Annotated in this window: 20 protein-coding genes, 1 tRNA gene and 1 pseudogene; 14 read left to right on the top strand and 8 right to left on the bottom strand. The window is 39.8% G+C overall.

Features of this window, described 5'->3' with window-relative positions:
- Nucleotides 1-240: 240 nt before the first annotated feature.
- Together O1450_RS00920 and O1450_RS00925 are read left to right on the top strand one after the other, a co-directional pair.
- Nucleotides 241-1,962: a GGDEF domain-containing protein gene (locus O1450_RS00920; protein ID WP_269229370.1), complete on the top strand. Its 1,722-nt coding sequence runs from the start codon at nt 241-243 to the stop codon at nt 1,960-1,962.
- Nucleotides 1,963-2,300: 338 nt separating this feature from the next.
- Nucleotides 2,301-3,008, top strand: a complete 708-nt coding sequence (locus tag O1450_RS00925; RefSeq protein ID WP_269229371.1) for a hypothetical protein — start codon at nt 2,301-2,303, stop codon at nt 3,006-3,008.
- On the opposite strand, the gene uvrA is transcribed toward O1450_RS00925, so the two are convergent.
- Complete coding sequence (gene uvrA / locus O1450_RS00930; RefSeq protein WP_269229372.1) at nt 2,988-5,819, bottom strand: excinuclease ABC subunit UvrA; 2,832 nt, start codon at nt 5,817-5,819, stop codon at nt 2,988-2,990. The two genes, O1450_RS00925 and uvrA, sit on opposite strands and share 21 nt — an antisense overlap.
- A gap of 365 nt (nt 5,820-6,184) precedes the next feature.
- Here uvrA and O1450_RS00935 point away from each other — a divergent pair, with 365 nt between their 5' ends.
- From O1450_RS00935 to O1450_RS00945, 3 genes are all read left to right on the top strand, one after another.
- Nucleotides 6,185-6,787: a TetR/AcrR family transcriptional regulator gene (locus tag O1450_RS00935; protein ID WP_269229373.1), complete on the top strand. Its 603-nt coding sequence runs from the start codon at nt 6,185-6,187 to the stop codon at nt 6,785-6,787.
- Between the two features lie 3 nt (nt 6,788-6,790).
- Complete coding sequence (locus O1450_RS00940; protein ID WP_269229374.1) at nt 6,791-7,768, top strand: zinc-binding dehydrogenase; 978 nt, start codon at nt 6,791-6,793, stop codon at nt 7,766-7,768.
- 71 nt (nt 7,769-7,839) lie between these two features.
- The gene (locus tag O1450_RS00945; protein WP_269229375.1) at nt 7,840-8,193 is read left to right on the top strand and encodes a DUF1304 domain-containing protein; all 354 of its coding nucleotides are present in this window, start codon (nt 7,840-7,842) and stop codon (nt 8,191-8,193) included.
- Nucleotides 8,194-8,348: 155 nt separating this feature from the next.
- Here O1450_RS00945 and tenA read toward each other — a convergent pair whose 3' ends face one another.
- Nucleotides 8,349-9,023 (bottom strand): thiaminase II, encoded by a 675-nt coding sequence (gene tenA, locus O1450_RS00950; RefSeq protein WP_269229376.1) that lies wholly within the window; start codon nt 9,021-9,023, stop codon nt 8,349-8,351.
- 174 nt (nt 9,024-9,197) lie between these two features.
- Here tenA and O1450_RS00955 point away from each other — a divergent pair, with 174 nt between their 5' ends.
- The 4 genes from O1450_RS00955 (at nt 9,198) to O1450_RS00970 (ending at nt 14,339) form a co-directional block, all read left to right on the top strand.
- Nucleotides 9,198-10,280: a DUF475 domain-containing protein gene (locus O1450_RS00955; RefSeq protein ID WP_269229377.1), complete on the top strand. Its 1,083-nt coding sequence runs from the start codon at nt 9,198-9,200 to the stop codon at nt 10,278-10,280.
- Between the two features lie 151 nt (nt 10,281-10,431).
- The gene (locus tag O1450_RS00960; protein WP_269230386.1) at nt 10,432-11,796 is read left to right on the top strand and encodes an MFS transporter; all 1,365 of its coding nucleotides are present in this window, start codon (nt 10,432-10,434) and stop codon (nt 11,794-11,796) included.
- Nucleotides 11,797-11,847: 51 nt separating this feature from the next.
- Nucleotides 11,848-12,432 carry a single-stranded DNA-binding protein gene (gene ssb / locus O1450_RS00965; protein ID WP_005156773.1) on the top strand — a complete coding sequence of 195 codons (585 nt, stop codon included), beginning with the start codon at nt 11,848-11,850 and terminating at the stop codon, nt 12,430-12,432.
- A 464-nt stretch (nt 12,433-12,896) separates the two neighbouring features.
- Nucleotides 12,897-14,339 (top strand): amino acid permease, encoded by a 1,443-nt coding sequence (locus tag O1450_RS00970; protein ID WP_269229378.1) that lies wholly within the window; start codon nt 12,897-12,899, stop codon nt 14,337-14,339.
- Between the two features lie 70 nt (nt 14,340-14,409).
- Here O1450_RS00970 and pdxR read toward each other — a convergent pair whose 3' ends face one another.
- Nucleotides 14,410-15,909, bottom strand: coding sequence for a MocR-like pyridoxine biosynthesis transcription factor PdxR (pdxR, locus tag O1450_RS00975; protein ID WP_269229379.1), 1,500 nt, complete (start codon nt 15,907-15,909; stop codon nt 14,410-14,412).
- 154 nt (nt 15,910-16,063) lie between these two features.
- Between pdxR and gabT the strand changes: the two genes are divergently transcribed.
- The gene (gene gabT, locus O1450_RS00980; protein ID WP_269229380.1) at nt 16,064-17,356 is read left to right on the top strand and encodes a 4-aminobutyrate--2-oxoglutarate transaminase; all 1,293 of its coding nucleotides are present in this window, start codon (nt 16,064-16,066) and stop codon (nt 17,354-17,356) included.
- Entirely contained in the window at nt 17,353-18,801 is a 1,449-nt protein-coding gene (locus O1450_RS00985; RefSeq protein ID WP_269229381.1) for an NAD-dependent succinate-semialdehyde dehydrogenase, read from the top strand. The genes gabT and O1450_RS00985 overlap by 4 nt, the downstream gene beginning before the upstream one ends.
- 73 nt (nt 18,802-18,874) lie before the next feature.
- Here O1450_RS00985 and O1450_RS00990 read toward each other — a convergent pair.
- Nucleotides 18,875-19,839: pseudogene (locus O1450_RS00990) on the bottom strand (LysR substrate-binding domain-containing protein).
- Between the two features lie 344 nt (nt 19,840-20,183).
- Here O1450_RS00990 and O1450_RS00995 point away from each other — a divergent pair.
- The 3 genes from O1450_RS00995 (at nt 20,184) to O1450_RS01005 (ending at nt 23,596) form a co-directional block, all read left to right on the top strand.
- A complete protein-coding gene (locus O1450_RS00995) occupies nt 20,184-21,044 on the top strand; it encodes a pirin family protein (protein ID WP_269229382.1) in 861 nt (286 codons plus the stop codon).
- 423 nt (nt 21,045-21,467) lie between these two features.
- Nucleotides 21,468-22,766 (top strand): FAD-dependent oxidoreductase, encoded by a 1,299-nt coding sequence (locus O1450_RS01000; protein WP_269229383.1) that lies wholly within the window; start codon nt 21,468-21,470, stop codon nt 22,764-22,766.
- Nucleotides 22,767-22,768: 2 nt separating this feature from the next.
- Nucleotides 22,769-23,596: an SAM-dependent methyltransferase gene (locus O1450_RS01005; RefSeq protein ID WP_269229384.1), complete on the top strand. Its 828-nt coding sequence runs from the start codon at nt 22,769-22,771 to the stop codon at nt 23,594-23,596.
- A 48-nt stretch (nt 23,597-23,644) separates the two neighbouring features.
- Here O1450_RS01005 and O1450_RS01010 read toward each other — a convergent pair.
- The 4 genes from O1450_RS01010 to O1450_RS01025 all read right to left on the bottom strand — a co-directional run bounded on the left by O1450_RS01010 (nt 23,645) and on the right by O1450_RS01025 (nt 25,906).
- Nucleotides 23,645-23,720, bottom strand: a tRNA-Thr gene (locus O1450_RS01010).
- A 100-nt stretch (nt 23,721-23,820) separates the two neighbouring features.
- Nucleotides 23,821-24,147, bottom strand: coding sequence for a gamma-glutamylcyclotransferase (locus O1450_RS01015; protein ID WP_269229385.1), 327 nt, complete (start codon nt 24,145-24,147; stop codon nt 23,821-23,823).
- Nucleotides 24,148-25,008: 861 nt separating this feature from the next.
- Nucleotides 25,009-25,236: a hypothetical protein gene (locus O1450_RS01020; protein ID WP_151835370.1), complete on the bottom strand. Its 228-nt coding sequence runs from the start codon at nt 25,234-25,236 to the stop codon at nt 25,009-25,011.
- Between the two features lie 43 nt (nt 25,237-25,279).
- Nucleotides 25,280-25,906 (bottom strand): hypothetical protein, encoded by a 627-nt coding sequence (locus tag O1450_RS01025; protein ID WP_269229386.1) that lies wholly within the window; start codon nt 25,904-25,906, stop codon nt 25,280-25,282.
- Nucleotides 25,907-25,947: the final 41 nt, after the last annotated feature.

Below are 25,947 nucleotides of genomic sequence, written 5' to 3' on the forward strand. Positions count from 1 at the left end.
TTTTTCTCTTATATTTTTATCAAATAAGTAATAATTGAATTAAATGGATTTTAATATTAACTTTATTAAAACAATAGATTAGATTAAAAATCACAGCTTAATTGAAAAGTATTTTAAATTTATACTTTATTTAACTGAAAAAGTACCTTGAATTATGACAGTTAGATTTAAAATTCAGGTAAAATTAGCGTTATTTAAAAATCAATCAGGATGGCTTTTTGAGAATAGCAGGATATGTTCATGGAGCGTAGTCAAAAACATACGCAATTACGTTCAGGACATACAAGCCTTCGTCTATTTTTCTGTATGGTCATCATTATTTTCTCTTTTTTATATATTTCCATTCCTCTCATTGTTCATAGTTATGAAGAATACGTCAAAACAAAACAAGTTCTCATCGAAATTACGAGTCTACGGGCTTTGGTGCAAACGGCAAATCAAATTTCTAAAGAAAGAGCACCATCTAATCAGGCAATGTCGAGTCAATCGAATGAGTTATTTATAGATAAAGAAAAGTTGCAACGTCATCGACAGGCTGTAGATACTCAGATTAATCAAACCATTTCAGTATTAAAGCAGAATGGTTTTCAATCTATTGCAGGACATTTGCAGACTGATCTCAAAGTGAAATTAGCGCAGGCACGTCGAGTTGTTGATGTTTATATTGAAACACCGTATTCGCAAAGAAGTTCTCAACAACTGGATCATGCAATTTTAGCGCTTTTCTCTGTGTGGGATGAGAATAGGCTTTGTTTAAAGTTATTAATGACGCAATTAGAAAGTAAAGATAGCGACATGTCGAATTATTTTACTTCTATTCTCATCCTAACAGATATGCGAGATCAGGCTGGGCGTATTGCATCTAACATTATGGCTCCAATCACTTTTGCTGAACCGATTTCTGGTGCAAATAGAGCACGTTCTTTACAGACTCAGCATCAGGCAGAATATCTTTGGTCGTTGGTTGATACGATTCAACCTGAACAGACCAAAACACTAAAATATAAACTTTTGCATGAACGCGTAAAAACGGAGTTCTTAGAGCAAGGGTTACCTTTAATTTCTAAATTACTTGATCAAAGTGAAAATGCTGAACCGTATTTTTTAACAGGGACGCAACTGACCGAGCTGATGGTTGATAAATTTACCACGGTGATGGATTTACAGAACTATATTTTAGATTATAGCTATGAAATCGTTAAGCAGCAGAATCAAGAAGCTCAGCAACAGTTTATTTTTAACTTTGGTATTTCGATTGTTTCATTGCTTACAGCAATTTTCACTATGAGCTATGCCAAGAGACGTGTATTTCAGCCTTTAATTAGAGCAAGAAATATGATTCTGAGCTTATCAAATAGTCCAACAGAACCTTTTACTGGTAAGCAGTCTCGGCAGGAATTCTTTTCTTTATTTGAAGCGATAGAAAGATTAAAAAGTATTTTGAAACAACGTGACATGATGGAGTCGCAGCTTAAGAAAGTTGCGAACTCAGATATATTAACGGGTGTCGCAAATCGTTTGGCTTTGGAAGAATATATCAATGTTTTAGAGTCAAAGCCTGAAGGCCTATCAGAAACCTGTGTCATTGTGATTGATATTGATAATTTTAAATTTGTGAATGATCAATATGGGCATATTGCGGGTGATCAGGTGATTACCATGATTGCAGACCAACTCAAGCATAATGTGCGAGCTTCCGATTTAATCGTTCGTTATGGTGGTGATGAGTTTTTAGTCGTGATCGAAAGTATTGAAATGAAAGCAGCAAAAGCGATTGCTGAAAGTATTCGTTCAGGCATATTAAAACAGAATATTATTATTTCTAGTGTCGGTGAGTTGATTCAGGTTTCGGTCAGTATTGGTGTGGCGATTGGGGCGGAGAGCTGGTTAGAGCTGCTAGAAAAAGCAGATCAGTCAATGTTAAGGGCTAAAGCTAAAGGGAAGAATATTGTAGAGAGTTAGAAATAGGATGTTTAATCGACAAGCCCCTATTTTGTCTATGTTTAGATATATTTTTTAGGAAAGAAATAAGTTCCCTTAAAGCCTGATTCACATATTCTTCTTTAATTATATAAATCGTAGTGATTTGTGCCTTTGACGATGAGTAGGTTTTTCTTTAGATGCTGTTTTATTAAATAATTCATACTCCTTGCGATAAGAGCCAAAATACTTTCTGTTCACTTGTTACCCTCTGGAGGGCTAGATTGGTAAGTATTTTGCTCATTAAGATGAGAATCTAGTCATCAAATTTAAATTTGCGATTGTTAGCCTACGAAACATATTAAAATAGAGTCTTGTCTGTGTTGCCAAAAGACCAAAATAAGTTATTTGAGCTTATCTATTCACTAGATCATTATAAAGAATGGCAAAAGATCGCTAGGGCATCTAAACAATGTGAAGCAAGCGATGTTGCTCAAGAAGCTTTTCTATTTGTGATAGAGAAATGGGTAGGGGAATTTGATTTATCAAGTCTAGAGCATTGGAATGAACTAGAACATAAAATGTGGAATCACTTTGTTCATGGGGCTGATCGGATATTTAAATATGCTTCAAGTTTTGATCAAAGTTCTAGAAATGATCCAGATGAAGCAATTAATCCAATCCTTCTAGGAATATCATCGCCAGTATCCACTGAGCCATTGCAACGGATGCTTGATCAAGTCGATCGACAATTACAACAAAGGAAACAAGCACAGCAAATTAAAGAAAATAGTTTTTCCATGATTCTAGCTTATGTCCAATTATTTGAAAGCTTAAAACCCATATTGTTGAAGTATACTTATTTGAATATTGCCGCATATTTAAAAATGTCTTACTCGTGGCTGAGGAGGTGTTTAAAACGTGCAGAAAAGCTTCAAAAAATTCAACCTTCTTTATTTGATAGGCTTGAGTTACCAAGAGTTGAAGATTTAGGAAGCTGGCGTAAATTTAAGTTGGATAAAATAAAACCGCTTAAATTCACGCCAGTATTAGAAAATCAGCTTGACTTATTTCAACATCGGCTTTAAGAAACGCCCTGTATGTGAAATCTCAACTTCAGCAACTTGCTCAGGGGTTCCTTCGGCAATGATTTGACCACCACCAGAACCACCTTCAGGACCAAGGTCAATTACCCAATCGGCAGTTTTGATCACATCCAAATTATGCTCAATTACCACAATGGTATTACCCTTATTGCGTAGCTCATACAAAATATCGAGTAATTTGGCGATATCATGGAAATGTAAACCTGTGGTTGGCTCATCCAAAATATACAAGGTTTTGCCTGTATCTCGTTTTGCTAACTCACGTGCTAATTTAACCCGTTGCGCCTCACCACCTGATAGAGTCGTTGCGGCTTGACCTAAACGAATATAACCCAGACCCACTTGCATTAAGGTATCTAAACGGCGGTGAATCACAGGAATGGCACTAAAGAATTCAGCAGCATCTTCTACGGTCATTTCTAACACGTCTGAAATGTTCTTGCCTTTGTAACCAACCTCTAAAGTTTCACGGTTATAACGCTTGCCATGACAAGCATCACAAGGCACATACATATCAGGCAGGAAGTGCATTGCCACCTTGATCATGCCATCGCCTTCACAAGCTTCACAACGCCCACCTTTTACGTTAAACGAGAAACGACCTGCGCTGTAACCACGTGCTTTGGCTTCAGGCGTTTGCGCAAACAATTCACGAATTGGGGTAAATAAGCCTGTGTACGTAGCAGGATTTGAACGTGGTGTACGACCAATTGGACTTTGGTCAATATCAACCACTTTATCTAAGTGCTGTAAACCATCAATCGAATCAAACTTTTCTGCGGTCAGTGTGGTTGCACCATTGAGTTGAGTCGCAGCCAAAGGCAATAAGGTACGATTAATCAGCGTTGATTTGCCTGAACCTGAAACCCCAGTCACACAGGTCATAATGCCGAGAGGAATGGTTAAATCGACATTCTGTAAGTTGTGTCCGCTTGCGCCAGACAATTTAATGACTTCATCTGGACGAGGTGATTGAGTACGTTGTTTCGGTACTTCAATCTTCAATTTGCCTGAGAGGTATTGACCTGTAAGGGAATCAGCATGGCTTGCCAGCTCATCATAAGTGCCTTCAGCAATAATTGCACCACCGTGAATACCTGCACCAGGACCAATATCAATAATATGATCCGCAGCACGAATCGCATCTTCATCATGCTCAACCACAAGCACGGTATTGCCGAGATCGCGTAAGCGAATTAAGGTTTGTAATAAGCGATCATTATCACGTTGATGCAAACCAATCGAGGGTTCATCCAGTACATACATCACGCCCATCAAACCTGCACCGATTTGCGAAGCGAGACGAATACGCTGAGCTTCACCGCCTGACAAAGTTTCTGCCGAACGAGCGAGACTGAGATAATTTAAACCGACACTGACCAAGAAATGTAAACGCTCACGAATCTCTTTAAAGATTTTATCGGCAATTTCACCTTTGGCACCTTCAAGATTGAGGTCCTGATAGTAGTTTTCAGCATCACCAATCGACATCTTGGTAATTTGTGCGATGGTCTTGTCTTTCACCCGAACATGGCGTGAAATTTCATTCAGACGTGAACCGTCACAGGCATCACAGGCTGCATTAGACAAATATTGTGCGAGATCATCACGCACATAATTCGATTCTGTTTCGCGGTAGCGACGTTCTAAATGCGGCAAGATTCCTTCAAAGGCTTGTACACGACTGTGTTTACGACCACGTTCATCAATATAACTGAGGTCGATTTTCTCTTTGCCCGTGCCTTGTAAAAATTTCTTTTGGGTGTCTTTATCGAGTGTATTCCAAGGCTGATCGAGATCAATACTGAAATGATCCGCTACTTTTTGCAGCATGGTGTAGTAATACGGGCGTTGTCTGTCCCAACCACGAATCGCCCCTTGGCTGATCGAAACTTCTGGATTTGGAATCAGTTTTTCTGCGCTGAAATGGCTACGTGTGCCTAGACCGTCACAGACAGGGCAAGCACCGAATGGATTATTGAATGAGAACAGACGTGGTTCAAGTTCAGCTACGGCACGGTCACATTCAGGACATGAATGCTTTGCCGAGAACACACGTTCAGGATGTTCGCCATTCATCCATGATAAAACCGCAATATCACTACCTAGACGTAATGCAGTTTCAAACGATTCTGCAATACGATTGCCTAAATCATCACGCACTTTAAAGCGATCGACTACCACTTCGATGGTGTGTTTTTTCTTTTTGTCTAATTCAGGCGGGGTATCAATATCAATGATTTCACCATCGACACGCGCGCGGACAAAACCTTGTCCTTGTAATTGTTCAAACAGTTGGGTGTATTCACCCTTACGCTCGCGCACCACAGGTGCAAGTAGCATCAGGGCAGTGCCTTCTTCAAGTCCTTTTACCGCATCAACCATTTCTGAAATGGTTTGTGCCACCATCGGTAGATCATGTTCAGGACAGTAGGGTGTTCCTACACGTGCGTAAAGTAAACGCAAATAGTCATAGATTTCAGTAATAGTACCGACAGTTGAGCGCGGATTATGGCTGGTTGATTTTTGCTCAATCGCAATCGCAGGCGATAAACCTTCAATCGAATCAACTTCAGGCTTTTCCATTTGTGAAAGGAATTGACGTGCATAAGCTGAAAGTGATTCGACATAGCGACGCTGACCTTCGGCATATAAAGTGTCAAATGCAAGTGATGATTTTCCTGAACCTGAAAGCCCTGTGATCACCACAAATTTGTCACGTGGAATATCGAGTGACACATTCTTTAAATTATGGGTACGTGCGCCTCGAATACGGATATGACTTTGGCTCATGAAAACATCTCAGTAATATGCAAATAGAAGATCAAAATACATTGAACAGCAATCTCATAGATCATTCATTATTTAATTTGAATGTATTGAAAGAAAGCTCAGTACTAATCAATTTAAAATAATTTCTGAGCAGCATTTTGCTGTTGAATGGGTCTTATATGATAGCGCCTTAAAATTGTTCAAGTGGTATAAAAATATTTAAAACGACAAATTGTGACGGTCAGACCACTTTTTCAAACATGATCAGTCTTACCGAGTTGTATTTTTATCATTCCTTTTCTCATTTTACTACTGTAAAGCTGTAGGTAAATAAAAATACATAACTTAACTAGACGACTGGTCTATTATTGATTTATAGTGCGCTTATGAAACGATCAATCAAGAGTGAAGCAACTCGACAACACATTTTGGATACCAGTTTTGAATTGGTATTGCGTAAAGGTTTTGTGGGCGTTGGCTTACAGGAAATTTTAAAAGCTTGTGACGTGCCAAAAGGTTCGTTCTACCACTATTTTGCGTCTAAAGAGGCATTCGGTTGTGCCCTATTAGAACAGTATATGGCTGACTATAAAGTACGAGTCGAACAGCTTTGGCAGCACACTGAACAAAGTGCGTATGCACGTTTGATGGCTTTGTGGCAGGCATGGATTGACGATCCAATTTATGGCAGTTGGGCAGAAAACTGCTTAATTGTAAAACTCGCTGCTGAAGTCTCTGATTTATCAGAAGACATGCGTCAGATTCTCAACTTAGGTGTACATCGACTGACACAAAGTGTGGCTTTATTGCTCAAAGAAGGGCAACAGCAAGGTTCGATTCCAACCCATTTAGACCCTTTAAAAACAGCTCAAGTGATGTATCAGCTTTGGTTAGGTGCAGCTTTGATGACCAAATTGGCACAAGACAAAGCACCATTGCATCTCGCTTTAGAAACCACCAAACAGCTGTTACAACCAATACAGGAATAAATCATGCAAAGTATTATCCATCAACAATTTGGCGAACCTGTAGATGTTTTAGAATTCGGTGATATGCCGAAACCTGAGCCTAAAGCGGGTGAAGTCCGCATTAAAACGATTATGTCTCCTATGCATAATCACGATGTGTGGACGGTGCGTGGTAGTTATGGCTATAAGCCAACTTTACCTGCAATTGGTGGTAGTGAAGCGGTAGGTATCGTCGATGCTGTAGGTGAAGGTGTTGATCAAAGCAAATTAGGACAACGTATTGCTGTTGCTGGTGTACATGGTAGTTGGGCAGAATATTTTATTGCACCTGCGCAAAGCATTATTCCTTTAAATGATGCGATTGACGATGCAACAGCAGCGCAATTGATCGGGATGCCGATTAGTGCCTTGATGTTACTCGACTTTGTGAATGTTCAAACAGGTCAATGGCTAATTCAAAACACAGCCAATGGTGCGGTGGGTAAAACTGTAGCGATGATTGCTCAGGCGCGTGGTTTGCAAGTGATTAATCTCGTGCGTCGGACCGATGCAATTGCCGAAATGCAGGCTTTAGGCATTCAACATATAGTTGCCACGGATCAAGCGGATTGGAAGCAACAAGTCAAAGCGATTCATGCTGATCAACCATTGATTGCAGGCGTGGACTCAATTGGTGGAACGGCCAGTGGTGAAATGCTGAATCTACTGAGTGAAAATAGTGTATTGGTTTCATTTGGCAGTATGACGGGCGAAACCATGCAGATTTCATCGGGTGATTTGATTTTCAAACAGGCCACGGTGAAAGGGTTTTGGGCAAGTGTCGTGAATAAAGAAATGCCAGCAGAGCGTAAAAAGGCATTATTTGTTGAGTTATTAACGCTTGCGACACAAAAGAAACTAGTTTTACCTGTGGAAGGTGTTTTTAGTTTTGATGAGATTAAAACGGCTGCACTCAAAGCAACTCAGGGTGCGCGGCAGGGCAAAGTGTTGTTAAAGCCTTAATTTGGAAAACAGATGACCAGTCGTGAGGCTGGTCTACTTAAATTGAGTCATAAAATAAAAAGGAAAATTATATGATTGGACAACTGCTCATCGGCTTGATTGCTGTCTTACATGTTTATATTTTAGTACTGGAAATGTTTTTATGGGATAAACCAGCAGGATTAAAAGCATTTGCGAATACCCCTGAAAAAGCTCAGCTCACCAAAGTTTTGGCGCAGAACCAAGGTCTTTATAATGGTTTTCTTGCAGCAGGCTTATTTTGGTCGTTAATTGCCCCTGAAACCTATGCAATCGCATTGGCGAATTTCTTTTTAGGTTGTGTGTTAGTGGCTGGTATTTATGGTGGTTTGACGGCGAGCAAAAAAATTATTTATATCCAATCTGTACCTGCATTGCTTGCTTTAATCGCGGTTCACTTTTTTTAAGCAATAAAGGTATTCACTTCAGCTAGTTTATGTTTTAATGCAACCAGTTTGAGATGAGCCTCATACAGTATATCGGACAATACGATATACGACTAAGCCCCCATGAGGGGCTTTTTTATGTCTATGAAAAATGTAAATAAAGATTAGATAAGCGATTAAGCTTGGTCTAAACCTAACCATTGACGTTGCTGATAAGCGCTATCCCAAAATAACCATTCCAGTTTTGCACCCATAGTGTATGCAGCATGCATTTTAGCCAAAGTGTCTTGATCACAACGTGCTGCCACTTTATCTACAGTTGCAATCACATTGCGCACTGCCGTATTAAATTCTTCACCCGCATAGGTATCAATCCATGCTTGGTATGGATTATTTGGAGCGGATTGACTGACAATGTCTTTACCCACTTCTGCATAAATCCAAAAACAAGGCAGCAATGCTGCCAAAATCACAGGGTAGCTTTCTGACCAAGCCGTTGCGGTTAAAAAAGAAGTGTAATGATGGCAAGCTAGCGTCAAAGGTGTATTTTCAAACTCCTCCTTGCTGACGTCAAACTCCTGCATAAAATCACTATGCAGGCTACGTTCTACAATAATCGCAATTTTTGCTGCTTCGGAAAATTGAATTACATCATCTGCTTCATAGGCTTTTGCCGCAGCTACAGCAAGTGCACGACCATAAGCCAGTAAATAGTGTGCATCTTGAATCACATAATGACAAAAAGCTTTACGATCTAAAGTCCCGTTAGCCAGTTCTTGATTAAATGGCAGTGCTAATATTTTTTGATATAAATCTTGATTACGTTGCCAAACATCTTGGGAAAAAGTCATGTATTTGAACCTATGAACAGCTTATAAATTGAAGAATGATAAAACTATAGCAGAGTCTTTATCTCGATCGCTTTTTCTCAAAATAAGTCTAACAATCTTTTTTATTTTCTAGTGCAAACTCACCTACAATAGGCGCATTTTTATCACCCAACGATTTCACATAAAAGGCTGTTCATGAAGCATTTTCGTTTTTCTATATTCTTTACGGTAGTGTGCTTAGCACTATCTGCCTATTGGGGCTACACGCATGGTCCTGAAGCAGGCGTAGCTACGATGCTTAAAGCATTGACGATTACTGCGATCTTGGCAGTAATGGAAGTTTCGCTATCTTTTGATAATGCTGTGGTAAATGCTTCAGTATTACGTAATTGGGATCATTTCTGGAAAATGATTTTCTTAACGGTGGGTATCTTGATCGCTGTATTTGGTATGCGTTTGATTTTCCCTGTAGTCATCGTTGCAGTTACAGCAGATATGGGGATGGTCGAAGTCGCTAAAATGGCATTGAACGATCCAAAGAGCTATTCAGAACGCTTAATGGCACATCATGCTGAAATTTCAGCGTTTGGTGGCACATTCTTATTGCTCGTATTCTTAAATTTCTTCTTCGATGATGGTAAAGAAACACATTGGTTTAAGTGGTTAGAAGCAAAATTGGCAAATTTAGCCAGTGTACCGGCGATGTCAGTTTTCCTTGCCTTGATTGCCATGATTATTATGGCAGCCAATGTTGACGAATCTATTCGCTTAGCGGTGACAATGGCAGGTATTTGGGGCATTGTGGTCTATATTGGCGTGCAAGTTCTCAGTCACTTATTGGGTGGTGAGCCAGAGATTGATGAAAATGGTAATGCCGTTACGCATGATGCAAATGGTGCAGCTTCAGGTGTCGTGAAAGCTGGATTTGGTGGTTTTTTATATCTTGAAGTCTTAGATGCATCGTTCAGTTTTGATGGTGTGATCGGTGCATTCGCGATTACCAGTGATGTTGTCATTATCATGTTAGGTCTTGCGATTGGCGCAATGTTTGTCCGTTCAATGACAATTTATTTGGTGGAAAAAGGCACGTTGGATGCTTATATTTTCCTTGAGCATGGCGCGCACTATGCAATTGGTGCTTTGGCATTCATTATGATCGCAAGTGGTACAGGTTTACATGTACCTGAAGTTGTAACAGGCCTGATCGGGGTTGCCTTTATCGTTTGGGCTGTGATCGCATCTATTCAATATAGCAAGCGAGAACAGCAAGCTTCTTAAGCTTATTTTCAGCTAAGTGGTATATTTTAAATAAAGGAGCACGATTTGCTCCTTTATTTTTTCTCCTAAAGATTGTGTTTTTCATAATCTACTTACAACCTTGTTAAGCGAATCGCTTATAATTCGCTAAGCCAGTTATAGTGTCTTATCAATAATGAATGCTTTAGAACGCCGTTCAACTTTTGCCTTAAGCAGCATTTTTGCCTTACGCATGTTGGGTTTGTTCATGATTATTCCTGTCTTTTCAGTGGCAGGACAATCTTATCAATATGCCACGCCTGCCCTCATTGGTTTAGCTGTAGGGGTCTATGGTTTAACACAAGCAATTTTGCAGATTCCGTTTAGCTTGTTGGCTGATCGTTTTAGTCGTAAACCCTTGGTTGTGCTTGGTTTGCTCTTATTTGCGATTGGTGGTGCGATAGCAGGTTTATCTGACACAATTTATGGTGTGATTATTGGTCGTGCGATTGCAGGTGCTGGTGCAGTTTCAGCCGTAGTCATGGCTTTACTGGCCGATGTGACCCGTGAAGAGCAGCGGACCAAAGCCATGGCAGCGATGGGGATGAGTATTGGCTTGTCTTTCGTGGTGGCATTTAGTTTAGGACCTTGGCTCACTAGCTTAGTCGGTATTTCTGGGCTATTTTTCGTGACAACGATTATGGGATTGGCTGCGATTTTGATGTTATTGCTTGTGCCTAAAGTCACCCGACATCATCGTAATTTCCAACAAGGTTATTTATCGCAGTTGAAACAAGTCATTCAAATGGGCGATCTGAATCGCTTGCATGTCTCTGTTTTTTCTCTGCACTTATTGCTCACGGCAATGTTTATTTATATTCCTTCTCAGTTGATTGAATATGCACAAATTCCACTGGCAAAACATGGTTTGATTTATTTGCCATTATTGGTGCTGAGTCTGTTCTTTGCTTTTCCAAGTATTATTATTGCTGAAAAATATCGCAAAATGCGCGGTATTTTCTTGTCAGCAATTGCTGGAATTATTGTGGGTTTACTGATTCTTATTTTCGGTTATGAATCGAAATATGTATTGCTCACAGGGCTTGGTATTTTCTTTATCGCTTTCAATGTCATGGAAGCGTTATTGCCGTCTTGGTTATCGAAAGTTGCACCTATTCAATCTAAAGCAACTGCGATGGGAATAAATGCCAGTAGCCAATTCTTGGGTGCTTTTTTTGGTGGTACTTTGGGCGGACAGCTTTTGATGTTACAGAATACTGCACTTGGCTGGAGTGTCCTCTCTGGGATTGCTATACTTTGGTTGTTGGTCAGTTTTGGGCTGGCTCAACCTCGATATTTGTCTTCAATTGTGTTGCCTCTACCTCAAATGACACAAACGGATGAATGGACTTCAAAATTGTTGGCAATTCGTGGTATTGAAGAAGTCGTGGTGATGCCTGAACAACAAGTTGCTTATATTAAAGTCGATAAACAGTGTATAGATGATGCTGGGCGACAAGATTTAACGCACTTGATTGGCAAAGAGGTAGCCATTTAAACATAACTCTTATAAAGTAAAACATAGAAATACATAGGATGAAGACAGCTAATGCGTGGTGTAAATAAAGTTATTTTAGTAGGTACTTTGGGTAAAGATCCTGAAACAAAAACTTTTCCAAATGGTGGATCCCTGACTCAATTTTCGATTGCGACAAGTGAATCGTGGACAGATAAAAATACAGGTGAACGAAAAGAACAAACAGAATGGCATCGTATTGTATTACACAACCGTTTAGGTGAAATTGCTCAGCAATATTTGCGTAAAGGCTCAAAGGTGTATATCGAGGGTTCATTACGTACTCGTCAATGGACAGATCAAAATGGTCAAGAGCGTTACAGTACTGAAATTCGTGGCGATCAAATGCAGATGTTAGATACGCGTCAACAAAGTGAACAAGGCGGCGGTGACTTTAATCAACCACGTTTTAATAACAACAATAACCAAGGTGGTGGTTACCAAAATACGGGTTATAACAACAACCAAAATGGTTATGGTCAGGGTGGTGGTTTTGCTGGCGGTAATCAAGGTAATTATGCAGGTAGTCCACAAGCAGGTAATGGTTTTAATACACCAAAATCAGCACCTCAGCCTGCGACAGCCCCTGCGGATTTAGATGACGATTTACCGTTCTAGTTGGTTGGTTTAGGCTATAAAAAAGCCCTGTCTTAAAATTAAGATGGGGCTTTTTTAATGGTTTCTAGAAAAAAAATTGGGTCGCAGTCTGCAAGAACCTTTCAATGAATGAGTAAAAAATAAATCATAGTTTTTATTTAAGTGTTTGATTTGTATTTTATTCAACAAATAATAAATACAGAATTTTTAAATATGGAGTTTTCTTTTAAAAGTAAAGTTCTCCATTTTTGTGCATATTTTTTTCAATTGGCTCTCTCTTTTATTATAAAAATGGCTCTCGTTTCTTCAGAGCCAAAACGACAAATTAAAGCTATAGGAAGTATGCATACGGAAGCGTCGCTTGAGCTATATTTCTTTCATGATGAGAGATGGATTGAGTGACAAAATTTTTAGGAGATATTCAAACAATATCGAGCATTTGAAGTCTTGAGTTGTTTATATCTTCATAGGTTAAGGAAAATGATATGGCAGCACATCAACATGGTTCTGAAGCCAATCTCTCCCAAAATTTAAAACATGGACTTCAATCACGCCATCTCACCATGATTTCAATTGCAGGTGTGATCGGTGGTTCTTTATTTGTCGGTTCAGGCAGCATTATTTACAACACAGGACCAGTGGTGTTTCTCACTTATGCTTTAGGTGGTTTACTGGTTTGGTTCATTATGCGCATGTTAGGTGAAATGGCGGTTTTAAATCCTGACAGTGGTTCATTTTCAACTTATGCCGATCGTGCGATTGGTCGTTGGGCAGGTTTTTCCATCGGTTGGTTATATTGGTGTACCTTAGCAATGCTGATGGGATGGGAAGCCTATGTGGCTGGAAAAATTTTAAATAGCTGGTTTCCGTTTATTCCCATTTGGGCCTACATGGTGCTGGTGATTGTTGGATTAGTCGCTGTAAATTTACAAAACGTAAAAAATTATGGTGAGTTTGAATTTTGGTTTGCACTCATTAAAGTGATTGCGATTGTGATATTCCTTGTGATCGGTAGTTTAGCCATCATGCACTTATGGCCATGGGGAGATGTATCTGCTTCTGGTGTCAGTAATTTAACTGCGCAAGGCTTTATGCCCAATGGTGCATCATCCGTGATTACGGCGTTACTTGGAGTCATGTTTGCTTATATCGGGGCGGAGATTGTCACGGTCGCGGCGGCAGAGTCTGAAAATCCTTCTAAAGAAATTCGTAAAGCCTCTAACTCAGTGGTGTGGCGGATTGTACTGTTTTACGTTGGTTCAATGTTTGTTGCTGTTTGTTTGATTCCACATAATAACGAATTATTAAAAGACTCAACTTGGGGAACCTATAGTGTGACCTTAAATGCACTGGGTATTCCAGAAGCGCGTCATATCGTTAACTTCGTGGTTTTAACTTCAGTATGTAGCTGTTTTAACTCAGCATTGTATACTTGTTCTCGTATGTTATTTTCATTGTCAAAACGCGGTGATGCACCGAAAAGTTTTGGTTCGGTAAATAGTAAGAGCAGCCCTTGGGTTGGGGTGATTGTGTCGTGCTTTTTCTCAGTGGTTGCTGTGATTTTAACGGCTACGGAAAGTATGAATGTCTACGACTTTTTCATGTTAACTACAGGTGCAGCAACACTGTATGTGTATTTGACCATTGCATATTCTCAGCTGCGTATGCGTAAAAAGCTTGAAGCAGAAGGCACGCCTATTGAGTTTAAAATGTGGTTGTTCCCTTATATAACTTATTTGGTGATCTTTGCGATCATCGGTGCAATTCTCACCATGTTGATTGAAGGCACTTATTTCAAAGAAGTCATCTACACTACAGCACTGTTTGGGATTATCGTATTCTTTGGTTTTGTCTCGCAAAAATTGCGTTGGGGAGAAGAGCGTCGAGCCTCTCACTTAAGCCAAATACATGAAGAAAAATTAGTTTAATTTTTGAAAATAAAAGAGCCTCTTTATTATAGAGGCTCTTTTTTATTTAAGATTTAGAGTTGATTGATGATTAATTGAGTGTGGGAACTTTCGCTTCTCGTAAGCATTGTAATAACACACCAAATGCCATCACCATATCTTTTTCATTGACACAAGCAAAGCCCATGAGCAAACCGCGTTGGGCATGTGCATGCGATTGCATAAAGTATTGAGAAAGTGGACGTACTTTGACGCCACGTTCCAGTGCAGTTGCCGCGATAGCAACATCATCACAATGATCTGGTAATTTTAAAACTAAATGTAAACCGGCCGCCTCATCGTATTCATGAATAAACTCAGATCCAAGATAACGTTGAATTAAGCTGACCAAATAATCCCGACGTTTGCCATACAGTAAGCGCATACGTCGAATATGTGCTTCGTAATGACCTTCACGAATAAATTCAGCGAGCGCTTTTTGCTCGAGCAAATGTCCACCACGATAAAGTTCAGCGGCAACGATACGTAAAGGGGAGAACAGAGGTTTAGGTACAACTAAATAACCAATGCGTAAGGATGGATAAATCGTTTTGCTAAAAGTACCCATGTAGAGCACAGGTGCGTTGCTCTCTAAGCCTTGTAGTGAAGGATAAGGCTGACCTGAAAAACGAAATTCACTGTCATAATCATCTTCCACAATCCAGCTATTGTGCTGACGTGCAATCTGGATGAGTTGTCTACGTCGATCTAAACTTAAATGTGAACCCAATGGATATTGGTGAGATGGGGTCACAAAAATTAATTTAGGGGGCTGTTTGGGCTGTTGTTCAGGAATAATACCTTCCGCATCTACGGGCATGGGTTGAATGTGTACGCCATTAATTCGCAACGTGTTCCGCATTCCCCAATAAGCCGGATCTTCAATCCAAACGTGATCACCAATATCGCTGAGTGCGCGAGATACTAAATCAATCGCTTGATGAATGCCCTCAGTAATAATGATTTGGTCTGCATCACATTGCACTGAACGAGCAACACGTAAATAATCAGCCAAGGCACTACGTAGTTCAATGCAGCCACCTGCATTACTATAAATAAGTCGATTGACATCAGGTTCGCGACTTAAACGCGCTTGTATACGACTAAAAATATGATGAGGAAATTCGGTTACATCAGGTGCACCAGGTACAAAGGCTCCCCATTGATGCGGTGATGCAGCAGCATAACCCAATAAGTTTGAGCCGCGTTGTGATAGCACGTATGAGCTTTGAACTTTTGTCAGCTCAGGAGCTTTCTTTTTATTCTTGGTATTTAAGAAACTTTCAGGCAGTTTTTCTGCCACCCATGTGCCATGCCCTGTCCGCGCTTCTAAATAACCTTCAGCTTGTAATTGTTCATACGCCGTTAAAACGGTATTTCGTGAGACGTGAATTTCGCTGGCCAAATCCCGCGAAGCAGGCAACCGTGTCATCGGTTGAACCACGCCATCAATAATGGCAGCGCGTAAACAGCGAAAAAGGCGCTGATGTAGTTTTCCCTCAGTGTCCTGTTGGAGTCTTTGTAGCAAATGATCTCCAAGTAAACTACGCAATTGGCTCTCTCCTAGACTTTAAAAATGGCTCTCGTCACTTGCCTTCAGACGAGCGAAATTACAGCTATAGGCAGTCATTCTATCGCATCCTAAAAATCGACCCTTAGGATGTAAGACTAAAGCTGTAACTGATGATGAAATATGAGGGAATAAAATGGACACTCAACATTCTGCACTTAATGTTCGTAAACAGCAAGCAACCCCACGTGGCGTAGGTGTGATGTGTCAGTGGTATGCAGAAAAAGCCGAAAATGCAACCATTTGGGACAAGGAAGGCAAGCAATATATCGATTTTGCAGGTGGTATTGCAGTACTCAATACAGGGCATCGTCATCCGAAAGTGATCGCTGCGGTAACAGAGCAACTGACGAAATTTACCCATACGGCTTATCAAGTGACACCTTATGAAAGTTATGTGGCTTTGGCTGAACGTATCAATCAGCGTGCACCAATTGAAGGTGCAGCAAAAACAGCATTTTTTACCACAGGTGCAGAAGCAGTTGAAAATGCAGTGAAGATTGCACGTTCATATACAGGTCGTCACGGCATCATTACTTTTGGTAATGGTTTCCATGGTCGCTCATTTATGACGATGGCAATGACAGGTAAAACGGCACCCTACAAACGTGATTTTGGTGTAATGCCAGCAGGCGTATTCCATGCACGTTATCCAGTGCCAGAAAAAGGCATCTCGGTTGCAGCAGCGATTGATAGCGTTGAAGATATTTTTAGCGAAGATATTGCGCCACATGATGTCGCAGCAATTGTACTTGAACCTGTTCAAGGTGAAGGTGGTTTCAACGTTGTACCTGCTGAGTTTTTAAAACGCTTACGTGCACTGTGTGATAAGCACGGTATTTTATTGATCGCAGATGAAGTGCAGTCTGGTTTTGCCCGTACAGGTCAATTATTCGCCATGGATCATTATGATACTAAGGTTGATCTGATCACGATGGCGAAAAGCTTGGGTGGTGGCTTCCCAATCTCTGGTGTAGTGGGGCGTGCTGAAGTGATGGATGCGCCAAATCCAGGCGGTTTAGGGGGGACTTATGCCGGTAGCCCAATCGCAGTTGCTGCTGCGCATGCGGTAATTGATGCAATTGAAGAAGAAAACTTGTGTGAGCGTGCCAACGAGCTGGGTGCAGAGTTGGTTACTGTTTTAAAAGAAATCCAAGATACTTCCAGTGAAATTGTTACTCAAATTCGTGCTTTGGGTTCGATGGTCGCTGCCGAGCTAGAAACAGCTGAACAAGCAAAAGCTGTACAAAGTTTTGCTATGGAACATGGTTTATTGATTCTCACTTGTGGTAAATACGGTAATGTCATTCGTTTCCTATATCCGTTAACCATTCCTGCTGAGCAATTCCGTCAAGGTCTTGATATTTTAAAACAAGGTTTTGCAGCATTAACAGCAGACAGTGCACAAGCAGTGGAGCAATCTGCATGATTCAAAACAATTTGCAGTATTTATTACAGCACCCCGATATTTCACTAGCTGCACCAGCTGCGCATAACGATATCGAAGTGAAAGATGCTGCGACAGGTGAAACACTGGCATGGGTGAAAAGTTATGACCGTGCTGGTGTTGAAGCCGCTATTCATCGTTCAGCCCAAGCGCAAGCTGCATGGAAAAAGCAAACCGCTTTAGTTCGTGCTGATGTACTGTTGGCATGGTATCAATTGATGCTTGAGCATAAAGAAAATCTCGCTCAGATTTTAACTGCCGAGCAAGGTAAACCGTTGGCTGAAGCCCGTGGTGAGATTGGTTATGCCGCTTCATTCATTCGTTGGTTTGCAGAACAAGCTCGTCGTATTGATGGTGAGGTATTAACACCAACATTGCCAAATCAACGTTTGCTTGTGATTAAACAAGCAATTGGGGTAACTGCTGCAATAACGCCGTGGAATTTCCCTGCGGCGATGATCACACGCAAAGCTGCACCAGCAATTGCTGCGGGTTGTTCGATGTTGGTCAAACCAGCTGAACAAACACCTTTAACTGCATATGCACTGGAAGTGTTGGCTCTAAAAGCAGGTTTGCCTGCCGATATCTTGTTAAATATCAGCGGTGATGCGATTGAAGTTGGCAAAACACTGTGCGAGAGCGATATTGTACGTAAGTTAAGCTTTACAGGTTCAACCCAAGTGGGGCGCATTTTAATGCAGCAATGTGCGCCAACCATCAAGAAACTATCGCTCGAATTGGGTGGTAATGCACCTGTGTTGGTGTTTGATGATGCCAATCTCGATCAAGCCGTTCAGGGCATTATGGCGAGCAAATATCGCAATAGTGGTCAGACTTGTGTCTGTGCGAATCGAATTTATGTACAAGATGGTATTTATGATGCTTTGGCAGATCGTTTAGTCGAAGCTGTGTCTAAGCTACAAGTCGGTGATGGTCGTCAGGAAGCATCAACCCAAGGTCCATTGATTGATGAAGATGCAATTGCCAAAGTTCAGTCACATATTGCTGATGCGACTGCAAAAGGCGCGACAGTACGTATTGGTGGTCAGCGTTCAGCATTAGGTGGTACTTTCTTTGAACCAACAGTACTCACCAATGTTACTCAAGACATGAAAGTGTCGAAAGAGGAAACCTTTGGCCCACTTGCGCCGTTATTCCGTTTCAAAACTGAAGATGACGCAGTGGCAATGGCAAATGACACTGAATTTGGTTTGGCGGCTTATGTGTTTACTCAAAGCGCAGCTCGTCAATGGCGAGTGGGTGAAGCGCTTGAATATGGCATGGTTGGAATTAACACGGGAGCAATCTCAAATGAAGTTGCGCCGTTCGGCGGCGTTAAACAATCTGGTTTAGGTCGTGAAGGTTCAAAGTTTGGTATCGATGAATATCTCGAAATGAAGTACTTGTGTATGGATTTATCTGAGTAAATCTTGGGTAATTGAACACCCAAATCTGTTTAATAAAAAACGATCATGCCCATTCATGATCGTTTTTTATTTGTTAGGTCGGGCTATAGCCGTGATGACTTTCAGGCAAACGTCTTAAATTTTCAATCAGCATTTCAAGCAATTTTTCAACCACAAGACGTTGTCCTTTACGGGATGCGTATACCAATTGGACGGTGCCCCGATTTGATTTTCATTCGGGCAGGATATGGATAAGGTGTCCTTTTTGAATATCAGCCTGAACGGTTAAATAAGGCAGGTCTGCGATACCTAAACCATCACGAACCGCATAATAAACGCCTGCCAAATCATTGCTTCGAATCCTCGGTGAATAGGCAACATCAACAGTTTCATCATGATTTATATTGCATAAATGCCAATGATATTGGTTTTTTTGAGTTCCTAAAGCTACACTTGGATAACCTGATAATTCAGAGTAGTGTGTGATTTGTTTACCCTGTAAAAGTTCAGGTGCAGCGACCAAACAATGTTCAGTTTGAATCACATCTCGTATGATTAAACTAGAATCTTCGTTGGGTTCGAAGCTGGTTCTGATTGCAATATCAATATCATCATGTAGAATATCAACGCGGCGGCTCATCAGCTCTAAAGAAATTTCAACTTTTGGATAATCTTTTAAAATTGATTCAGTAATTTTCTGATTTGAAAATGCATCATGAGGGGAGGACAACTTATTTTAACCAGACCTTGTGGTTCACTTTTTTGTTTTAATAAAACATTTTCAGCACATTCAACTTGTGCAATCACCTTACAACATTCTTCATAAAACTCTTGCCCTAATGCGGTCACTTTAAAATGACGTGTTGTTCGTTGAATGAGACTGAGATTAAACTTTGTTTCAAGGTCAATAATACGACGGCTCAATTTAGATTTACTGATATTTTCAGCTTCACTGGCAGCACTAAAACCGCCGTGTTTAACCACGAGATAGAAATAATGAAAATCATCAAATGAATTAATAAAGGTGGGGCGAGTCCTATCACTATGCAAAATTAGAATAGCATTAACGTTCCTAATCTGTAGATGTGGTTTATCTTTTCGAGGTATTTTGAACCGCACTGTTCATCAAGTTGCGATAAGCAGGAGTGTTCTTGATCATGACGTCGTTTGAAGTGTTGTTTTAAATGATGCTAATCAAAATATTCAGATGTCAGAAGTACAAAAAATGAGATGAACAATATTTAAAATAGGATGATGAATGAAAATATGAATTTCAAATACCGATAAACGATAAATTGTCCTATTTATAGAATAATGTGTTGCCAATCCATTTCTATAAGCTCTAATCACTGAAGCGTAAAATGAATCCCAAGAAAAGAATTTCCTGAATAGGAGAAACTAAAATGAAGAAAATTCTTGGGATCTATCAAAATAAACATATGCATTGGGTGGGTGATGGTTTCCCAGTGTACAACTTGTTTTCCTATGATCGTTTGGGACAAATGATTAGCCCATTTCTACTGCTAGATTATGCTGCACCTTACTGCTTTGAGCCGACTACTGCTCAACAAGGGGTGGGTACACATCCGCATCGCGGTTTTGAGACAGTGACGATTGCTTATCAGGGCGAAGTGACACATCAAGATTCAAGTGGCGGTGGTGGCACAATTAAAGCAGGTGATGTGCAATGGATGACGGCTGGAGGTGGAGTCCTACACCAAGAATTTCATTCCCCTGAATTTGCGCATCAAGGTGGTTTATTTGAAATGGTGCAATTATGGGTGAATTTGCCAGCTCATTCGAAAATGACGCCTGCAAAATACCAAGCCATTGAAGCAACAGATATCCAAAGTATTCACTTAGATGATGTCGGGAGTGAATTACGTGTGATTGCTGGGCAATATCAAGAGACAATTGGCGCAGCTACAACGTTCAGTCCTGTCAATGTTTGGGATGGTAAAATTGTGGCGGGTCAAGCACACACATTTTATGTGGCTGAAGGTCATACAACATTGTTGGTGCTACTTTCTGGTGAGGTGATTTTAAATGATGCTCAACACATTGAAGCACCAAGCTTGGTTGTACTGAGCCGTGAAGAAATTGATTTTACGATCAAGGCTGAGCAAGACAGTAAATTCTTGATTTTAACGGGTCAACCTTTGAATGAACCGATTGAAGGTTATGGGCCATTTGTGATGAATAATAAGGCTGAAATCATGGATGCGATCAATGATTTTAATCATGGCAAATTTGGCAGCATGTAAAGCTCAATTTTCCTTATATACAGACATATAAGAAAGCCCATAACTCCTTTAAAGTTATGGGCTTTCGCTATAAGGCTCTCTATTGATTATTTTAATATTAGGTCACTTATTATTGTACAGTTTGTTACGTGACTCGATTCTGATTATTGTTTAATCACAATAGCGCTAAATTTCAGCTTTGCAAAGCCCTTGAGATCGTAAAAATGATGAAATAAAGAATGTTCTGTCTACTGCCCTTGAATAAGTGAACATTATCATTAAGTTAAGAGAAAAATAGAAATCATGCTAAAATGTAACAAGAAATGACCGATGTTGCTAAGACAAAAGTCTAGCTTAAATGCAGAATCTGGTATTTTTTAATACCGTGTTTAAGTTAACTATCAGTCATAATCAAGAAAAATCATCAACTGATGGGACATAATTTTGGATATTGCAATAATCGGCAGTGGAATGGCGGGACTTGCCTCAGCCAGAATCCTACATGATGCAGGGCATAAAGTGACAATATTCGAAGCACTCGCAGGGCGAGGCATGGATAGTCACAGTATTGACTTTGATGGTGGCATAATTGATGCGCCATTACGTGTGATGAATCCCAAGCTTTGGAAAAATACGCTAAGCCTAGCAAGTTACTTAGGCATAGAAACTTTTCCAGTACGCACATTTATGGCCTGTAGTTGGCTATTTGAAGATAAAACAGATACTTGGTTGACCACTTCTCGTAGCCGTATTGGTAATTTCCCAATTATTAATAACCGTAAAGGCATACAGCAATATGGTTGGCGTTTAGTCAAAGGCATGTTGCAATTAAAAACCGCCGTACATCAATTTTTCAAATCAGAGAATCAAGACATCACCTTAGCCGAATTCATGAATCAATATCATATTGAAGAAGTGTTTTGGCATGGGACGGTGATGCCCGTTCTTTATACGATTTGTACATGTCATCCAAAAACGATTGGTGAGTGGCCAGCCAAGCCCCTATTAGAATTTATTCGCCAACTCACAGAAGGTGAAGCCTTATTAAGAATGAAAGGTGGAACACCTGCTTTAGTAAATCGTTTAATTGAGGGTATTACAATCCATAGTGGTTCACCTGTTCATAAAGTTGAGGAACAAGGCGATAAAATTTTGGTAGAAAATGGACAAGGTGAGAGCCAATTATTCGATCGAGTCGTGATCGCAACACCAACGCCTGTGATTGAAAATTTCTTGAAGCAACCACAATTTGCAGATGATCTCGCACTATTGAAAAAGTTCCGTTTTGAACAAGGTGATTTGGTTATTCACACCGATTCAATCGTGATGCCAGAACGCCGCAAAGATTGGGCTGTATTAAGTTATATGATGGATCGGAATTTTAGTCGCCAGCAATTTACCGTGTGGATTAATTCGATCGAACCAAGCTTGGTTGGAAAAAATGCCGTATTCCAAACATGGTGTCCTGTAATTGATATTGACCCTAAGAAAATTATTTCTAAAGTACATCTCACGCGGGCGGTTGTTGATTCAGAAACGGTTGCGTTGAATAAACAAATCCAGCAACGCCATTTAGACTTAAATCGTAAAGTGTTCTATTGCGGTTCATGGTCATGTGATGGTTTGCCAATTTTAGAGTCAGCAGTCACTTCTGCAATGCATATTTCTGAAATTTTAGGCGCACCACTACCTTTCGTTGGGCTTAAACCAAAAGTTACAGTTGCACCTGAACTCGGTTATTAAATATGGCTTACTTCAAGCAAAGATTGATTGAGAAAGTTTTCAGACATAAATATGCAATAGATGCAAAACGTCTAGGAGATGATTCTCTATTTGCTTGGAGTAATTTAGGCTATTGGCAAGACCAGCATCATGATTATCCACAGGCTTGCCAAAGTCTAGCTGATCAAATCGCTGTTTCTGTTCAACTCAAAAAAGACGATAAAGTTTTAGATATTGGTTGTGGGCAAGGTGCGAGTCTATTGCACTGGCTTAAACAGTATCAACTTGAACAGTTAAGTGCAGTTGAATTACAAGCGGATTGCGTCAAACGAATTCAAAAACAACTCCCGCAAGTTCAAATTTACTGTGAAAATTTTTTGAATTTAAACCAACAGCATTTTTTAAATTCATTTGATGTGATTGTCTGTATTGATGCGGCTTATCACAGTGATTTGAATTCATTTCTGAATTCAGTGTCCCCAATTTTAAATTCACAAGGTCGAATCGCATTTCATTATTTAATGTGGTCAGATGCTTGGCAAGAGTGTTCGAATTTAAAAAAGCAACAATATCGTTATTTGCTCAAAAGTGCTGATGTGAATTGGCAAAATTTAATGGATGAACAACAACTGACACAAAAGCTTATACAAAAAGGATTTACCGAGATTGAAATTCAGGATTTTTCCAAACCTGTTTTAAATGGTTTTGCTGTCTATATTGAAAATAAGAGAAAAGAAAGGAAAGATTTTGACTTAGCACAATTAAAAATTGATGTGACAGCAAAGTTATGTAGAAAACTCTATCAAGATGGTTTAGTGCATTATATTCAGGTCAGCGCAGTTAAAAATTAGGCAATAAAAAAGGCTTAATCTTTAAAATTAAGCCTTTTTTGAATTTGATGGTGCCGGCACACGGATTCGAACTGTGGACCTACTGATTACAAGTCAGTTGCTCTACCAACTGAGCTATGCCGGCAACGTGGCGAGAATTGTACAGAATCTATTTAAAAAAACAAGCGAAAAAATGAGCATTTAGATGAATTTAATTCGATTGTGGGATTTTTATCCATTTTTATTTAAGTATTCAGTGCGTATAAATAAGAATCAATCACTTCACCTGTACTTAAATACGCTTTAACAGGGACGCGTTGATAGCCTGCACCTTCGAATTCATCGAGTTCTTGCCAATTTTGTTCTAAATTGTCTGAGAAAAAGACAAAGCCAGAGACTTGATGTTCGCTTTGATCCAACACAATCCCCGGAAAGCCTAGTTCTGCACCCCAACCTTGTTCTTTCAGTGTGCCAAATACATGTGCTTCTGCCCAAGTACCACCAATTTTTTCCATAATATGAGCGTTGGGACGATTTGGTCCTAACGTACCGTAAACAAATAAACTAAGCATAAATAAATGTATAAATTAAAAAGGGTGGTTTAGCAAATAGGATAAATCAAGAATGGGGACTTTTTATTTCATGATTTTTTGATCAAAAATCATTTAAAAATTTGAATGGGATTTTTTAAATATATGTCTTTTGATGTCGCCATCTGTACCATTTCAGCAGTTTCCGTAGAAATTTGGGGGTAAAAAAAATAGGTGTAAATTATTTTAGCCCCAGTTATACCCCCAACTATCTCAGAATTCAATAGGATCAATTGGAAAACATAAGGCAATAAAAAAAGCTTAAACCTAATAGATTCAAGCCTTTGATACTACGGTAAACTACCGTGAAAAACGAATATGGCGAGAGAGGGAATCATATTATTGATATAAGATACTGTTATTTATATTTAATTGTTTTTGATAAATTGACTTATACCAACAAAAATACCAACAAAAAACAAAAGTGCCTATTATTTTTAATTTATTCATGTCTATTTTTTCGTATTTTATCGACATGAGACTTACATCATGTCGATAGCGTAAACATACCAAGATCAGTTTTATTAGATTTAAAATCCGAAAGGGTGAGAGTGAGAATGTTGACATTTAAAACCCTTTGAACCTGACAAAACCTGACTTTTAAACCGTGTAATTGCTAAGAAATCCTAAGGTCAAACATGACATCACAGCCTTATCATTTCTTAACAGTCGATATTTAAACTTTAATCCTATGAAGAACGACATGAGGCTGTAGACGTGTCGATGCTGTAACGGTTTGTGGAGGGGGGAGGTAAAAAGATTTTTTAGGAAATTCTACGGACACCGCCCACCATCTCATTTAAAAAAAATTTCCCTTTTTCATAAAAGTTAAAGGTGTCTCAATTAAACAATCCGCTTTATAGCTTCTTTCTGTTCTTTAAACATTGCATTTGCCTGTTTTACTAGCTCGTTTATGTTTGATGCTATACCGCCCTTGTAGGCGTTACGGCTAACTGTTGCCTTGCCTGCTGCCGTTTTCGCACCTGTAGACTTTAACCAGGGTTTGACTGCGTTGATTCTGTCTCGTTGTTCTTGGCGGCGTTCTTCTGTCCAGTAGTGTTTATTGCTCATATATGCCTCGCACGTGAGAAATATTTTAATTTAAACAAACAAACTATATTGCCTTAACCTTTCTAGCGGTGATTTTTGCATCTGTAACCGTTGGTATGGCTTGCTTTGGTTGTTGCTCAATAGCAGATTGTGCCTGTTGTACTGGTTCGCTTGTTTGCTCACTTTGCACCGTACCTTGTGGGCTATTGTTTACCTGTTGGTTATTGATTTGTTGATTGTGGGCAATGTTGGCGTGCTTAGCGAATATGACAGGGGGATTCTTGATATTGGACAAGGTTTCCAGTGTTGCCCTGCACTGGCTTTGTGCTTTGAGTGCCAGCCTTAGAAGTTTGTCCATATTCGCCACATATTCTTGCCTGTTAGCTCTTTTTGCCATATCACAAAACACGGCGTTAAGACTTTGCGCCTGTGACATTAAAATACGCTCCGCTAGTAACAAGGGAGTGTCGCTTTGTAGTTGTTCGCTGCTTTGCTGCAATGAGTCAATAATGCCGCCAAGTTCTACGCGTTCGCCAAAAAGGTTTCCTTTGAATGAATCAATCACAATGGCGTTGAGTGTTTCGGGATTCTGTAGAAAGTCCTCAATCGCTTTGTCTGAATCACTTTTTTTTGATTTGATTTTGCCGCCTTTATTTATCGCAACTTCGTTTTGATCTGTTTCGTTGGTCATCTCTGTTCACCTTGTTAGATTTTCAGCGTCTAATACAATCT

Origin of the sequence: Acinetobacter sp. TR11, assembly GCF_027105035.1 — a bacterium.
Taxonomy (GTDB): domain Bacteria; phylum Pseudomonadota; class Gammaproteobacteria; order Pseudomonadales; family Moraxellaceae; genus Acinetobacter.

Bases quoted from the DNA above. Each gene is read 5' to 3' on its own strand.
- O1450_RS00920 (WP_269229370.1), top strand. From the start codon at position 241: ATGGAGCGTAGTCAAAAACATACGCAATTACGTTCAGGACATACAAGC.
- uvrA (WP_269229372.1), bottom strand. From the start codon at position 5,819: ATGAGCCAAAGTCATATCCGTATTCGAGGCGCACGTACCCATAATTTA.
- O1450_RS00935 (WP_269229373.1), top strand. From the start codon at position 6,185: ATGAAACGATCAATCAAGAGTGAAGCAACTCGACAACACATTTTGGAT.
- O1450_RS00940 (WP_269229374.1), top strand. From the start codon at position 6,791: ATGCAAAGTATTATCCATCAACAATTTGGCGAACCTGTAGATGTTTTA.
- O1450_RS00945 (WP_269229375.1), top strand. From the start codon at position 7,840: ATGATTGGACAACTGCTCATCGGCTTGATTGCTGTCTTACATGTTTAT.
- tenA (WP_269229376.1), bottom strand. From the start codon at position 9,023: ATGACTTTTTCCCAAGATGTTTGGCAACGTAATCAAGATTTATATCAA.
- O1450_RS00955 (WP_269229377.1), top strand. From the start codon at position 9,198: ATGAAGCATTTTCGTTTTTCTATATTCTTTACGGTAGTGTGCTTAGCA.
- ssb (WP_005156773.1), top strand. From the start codon at position 11,848: ATGCGTGGTGTAAATAAAGTTATTTTAGTAGGTACTTTGGGTAAAGAT.
- O1450_RS00970 (WP_269229378.1), top strand. From the start codon at position 12,897: ATGGCAGCACATCAACATGGTTCTGAAGCCAATCTCTCCCAAAATTTA.
- gabT (WP_269229380.1), top strand. From the start codon at position 16,064: ATGGACACTCAACATTCTGCACTTAATGTTCGTAAACAGCAAGCAACC.
- O1450_RS00985 (WP_269229381.1), top strand. From the start codon at position 17,353: ATGATTCAAAACAATTTGCAGTATTTATTACAGCACCCCGATATTTCA.
- O1450_RS00995 (WP_269229382.1), top strand. From the start codon at position 20,184: ATGAAGAAAATTCTTGGGATCTATCAAAATAAACATATGCATTGGGTG.
- O1450_RS01005 (WP_269229384.1), top strand. From the start codon at position 22,769: ATGGCTTACTTCAAGCAAAGATTGATTGAGAAAGTTTTCAGACATAAA.
- O1450_RS01015 (WP_269229385.1), bottom strand. From the start codon at position 24,147: ATGCTTAGTTTATTTGTTTACGGTACGTTAGGACCAAATCGTCCCAAC.
- O1450_RS01020 (WP_151835370.1), bottom strand. From the start codon at position 25,236: ATGAGCAATAAACACTACTGGACAGAAGAACGCCGCCAAGAACAACGA.
- O1450_RS01025 (WP_269229386.1), bottom strand. From the start codon at position 25,906: ATGACCAACGAAACAGATCAAAACGAAGTTGCGATAAATAAAGGCGGC.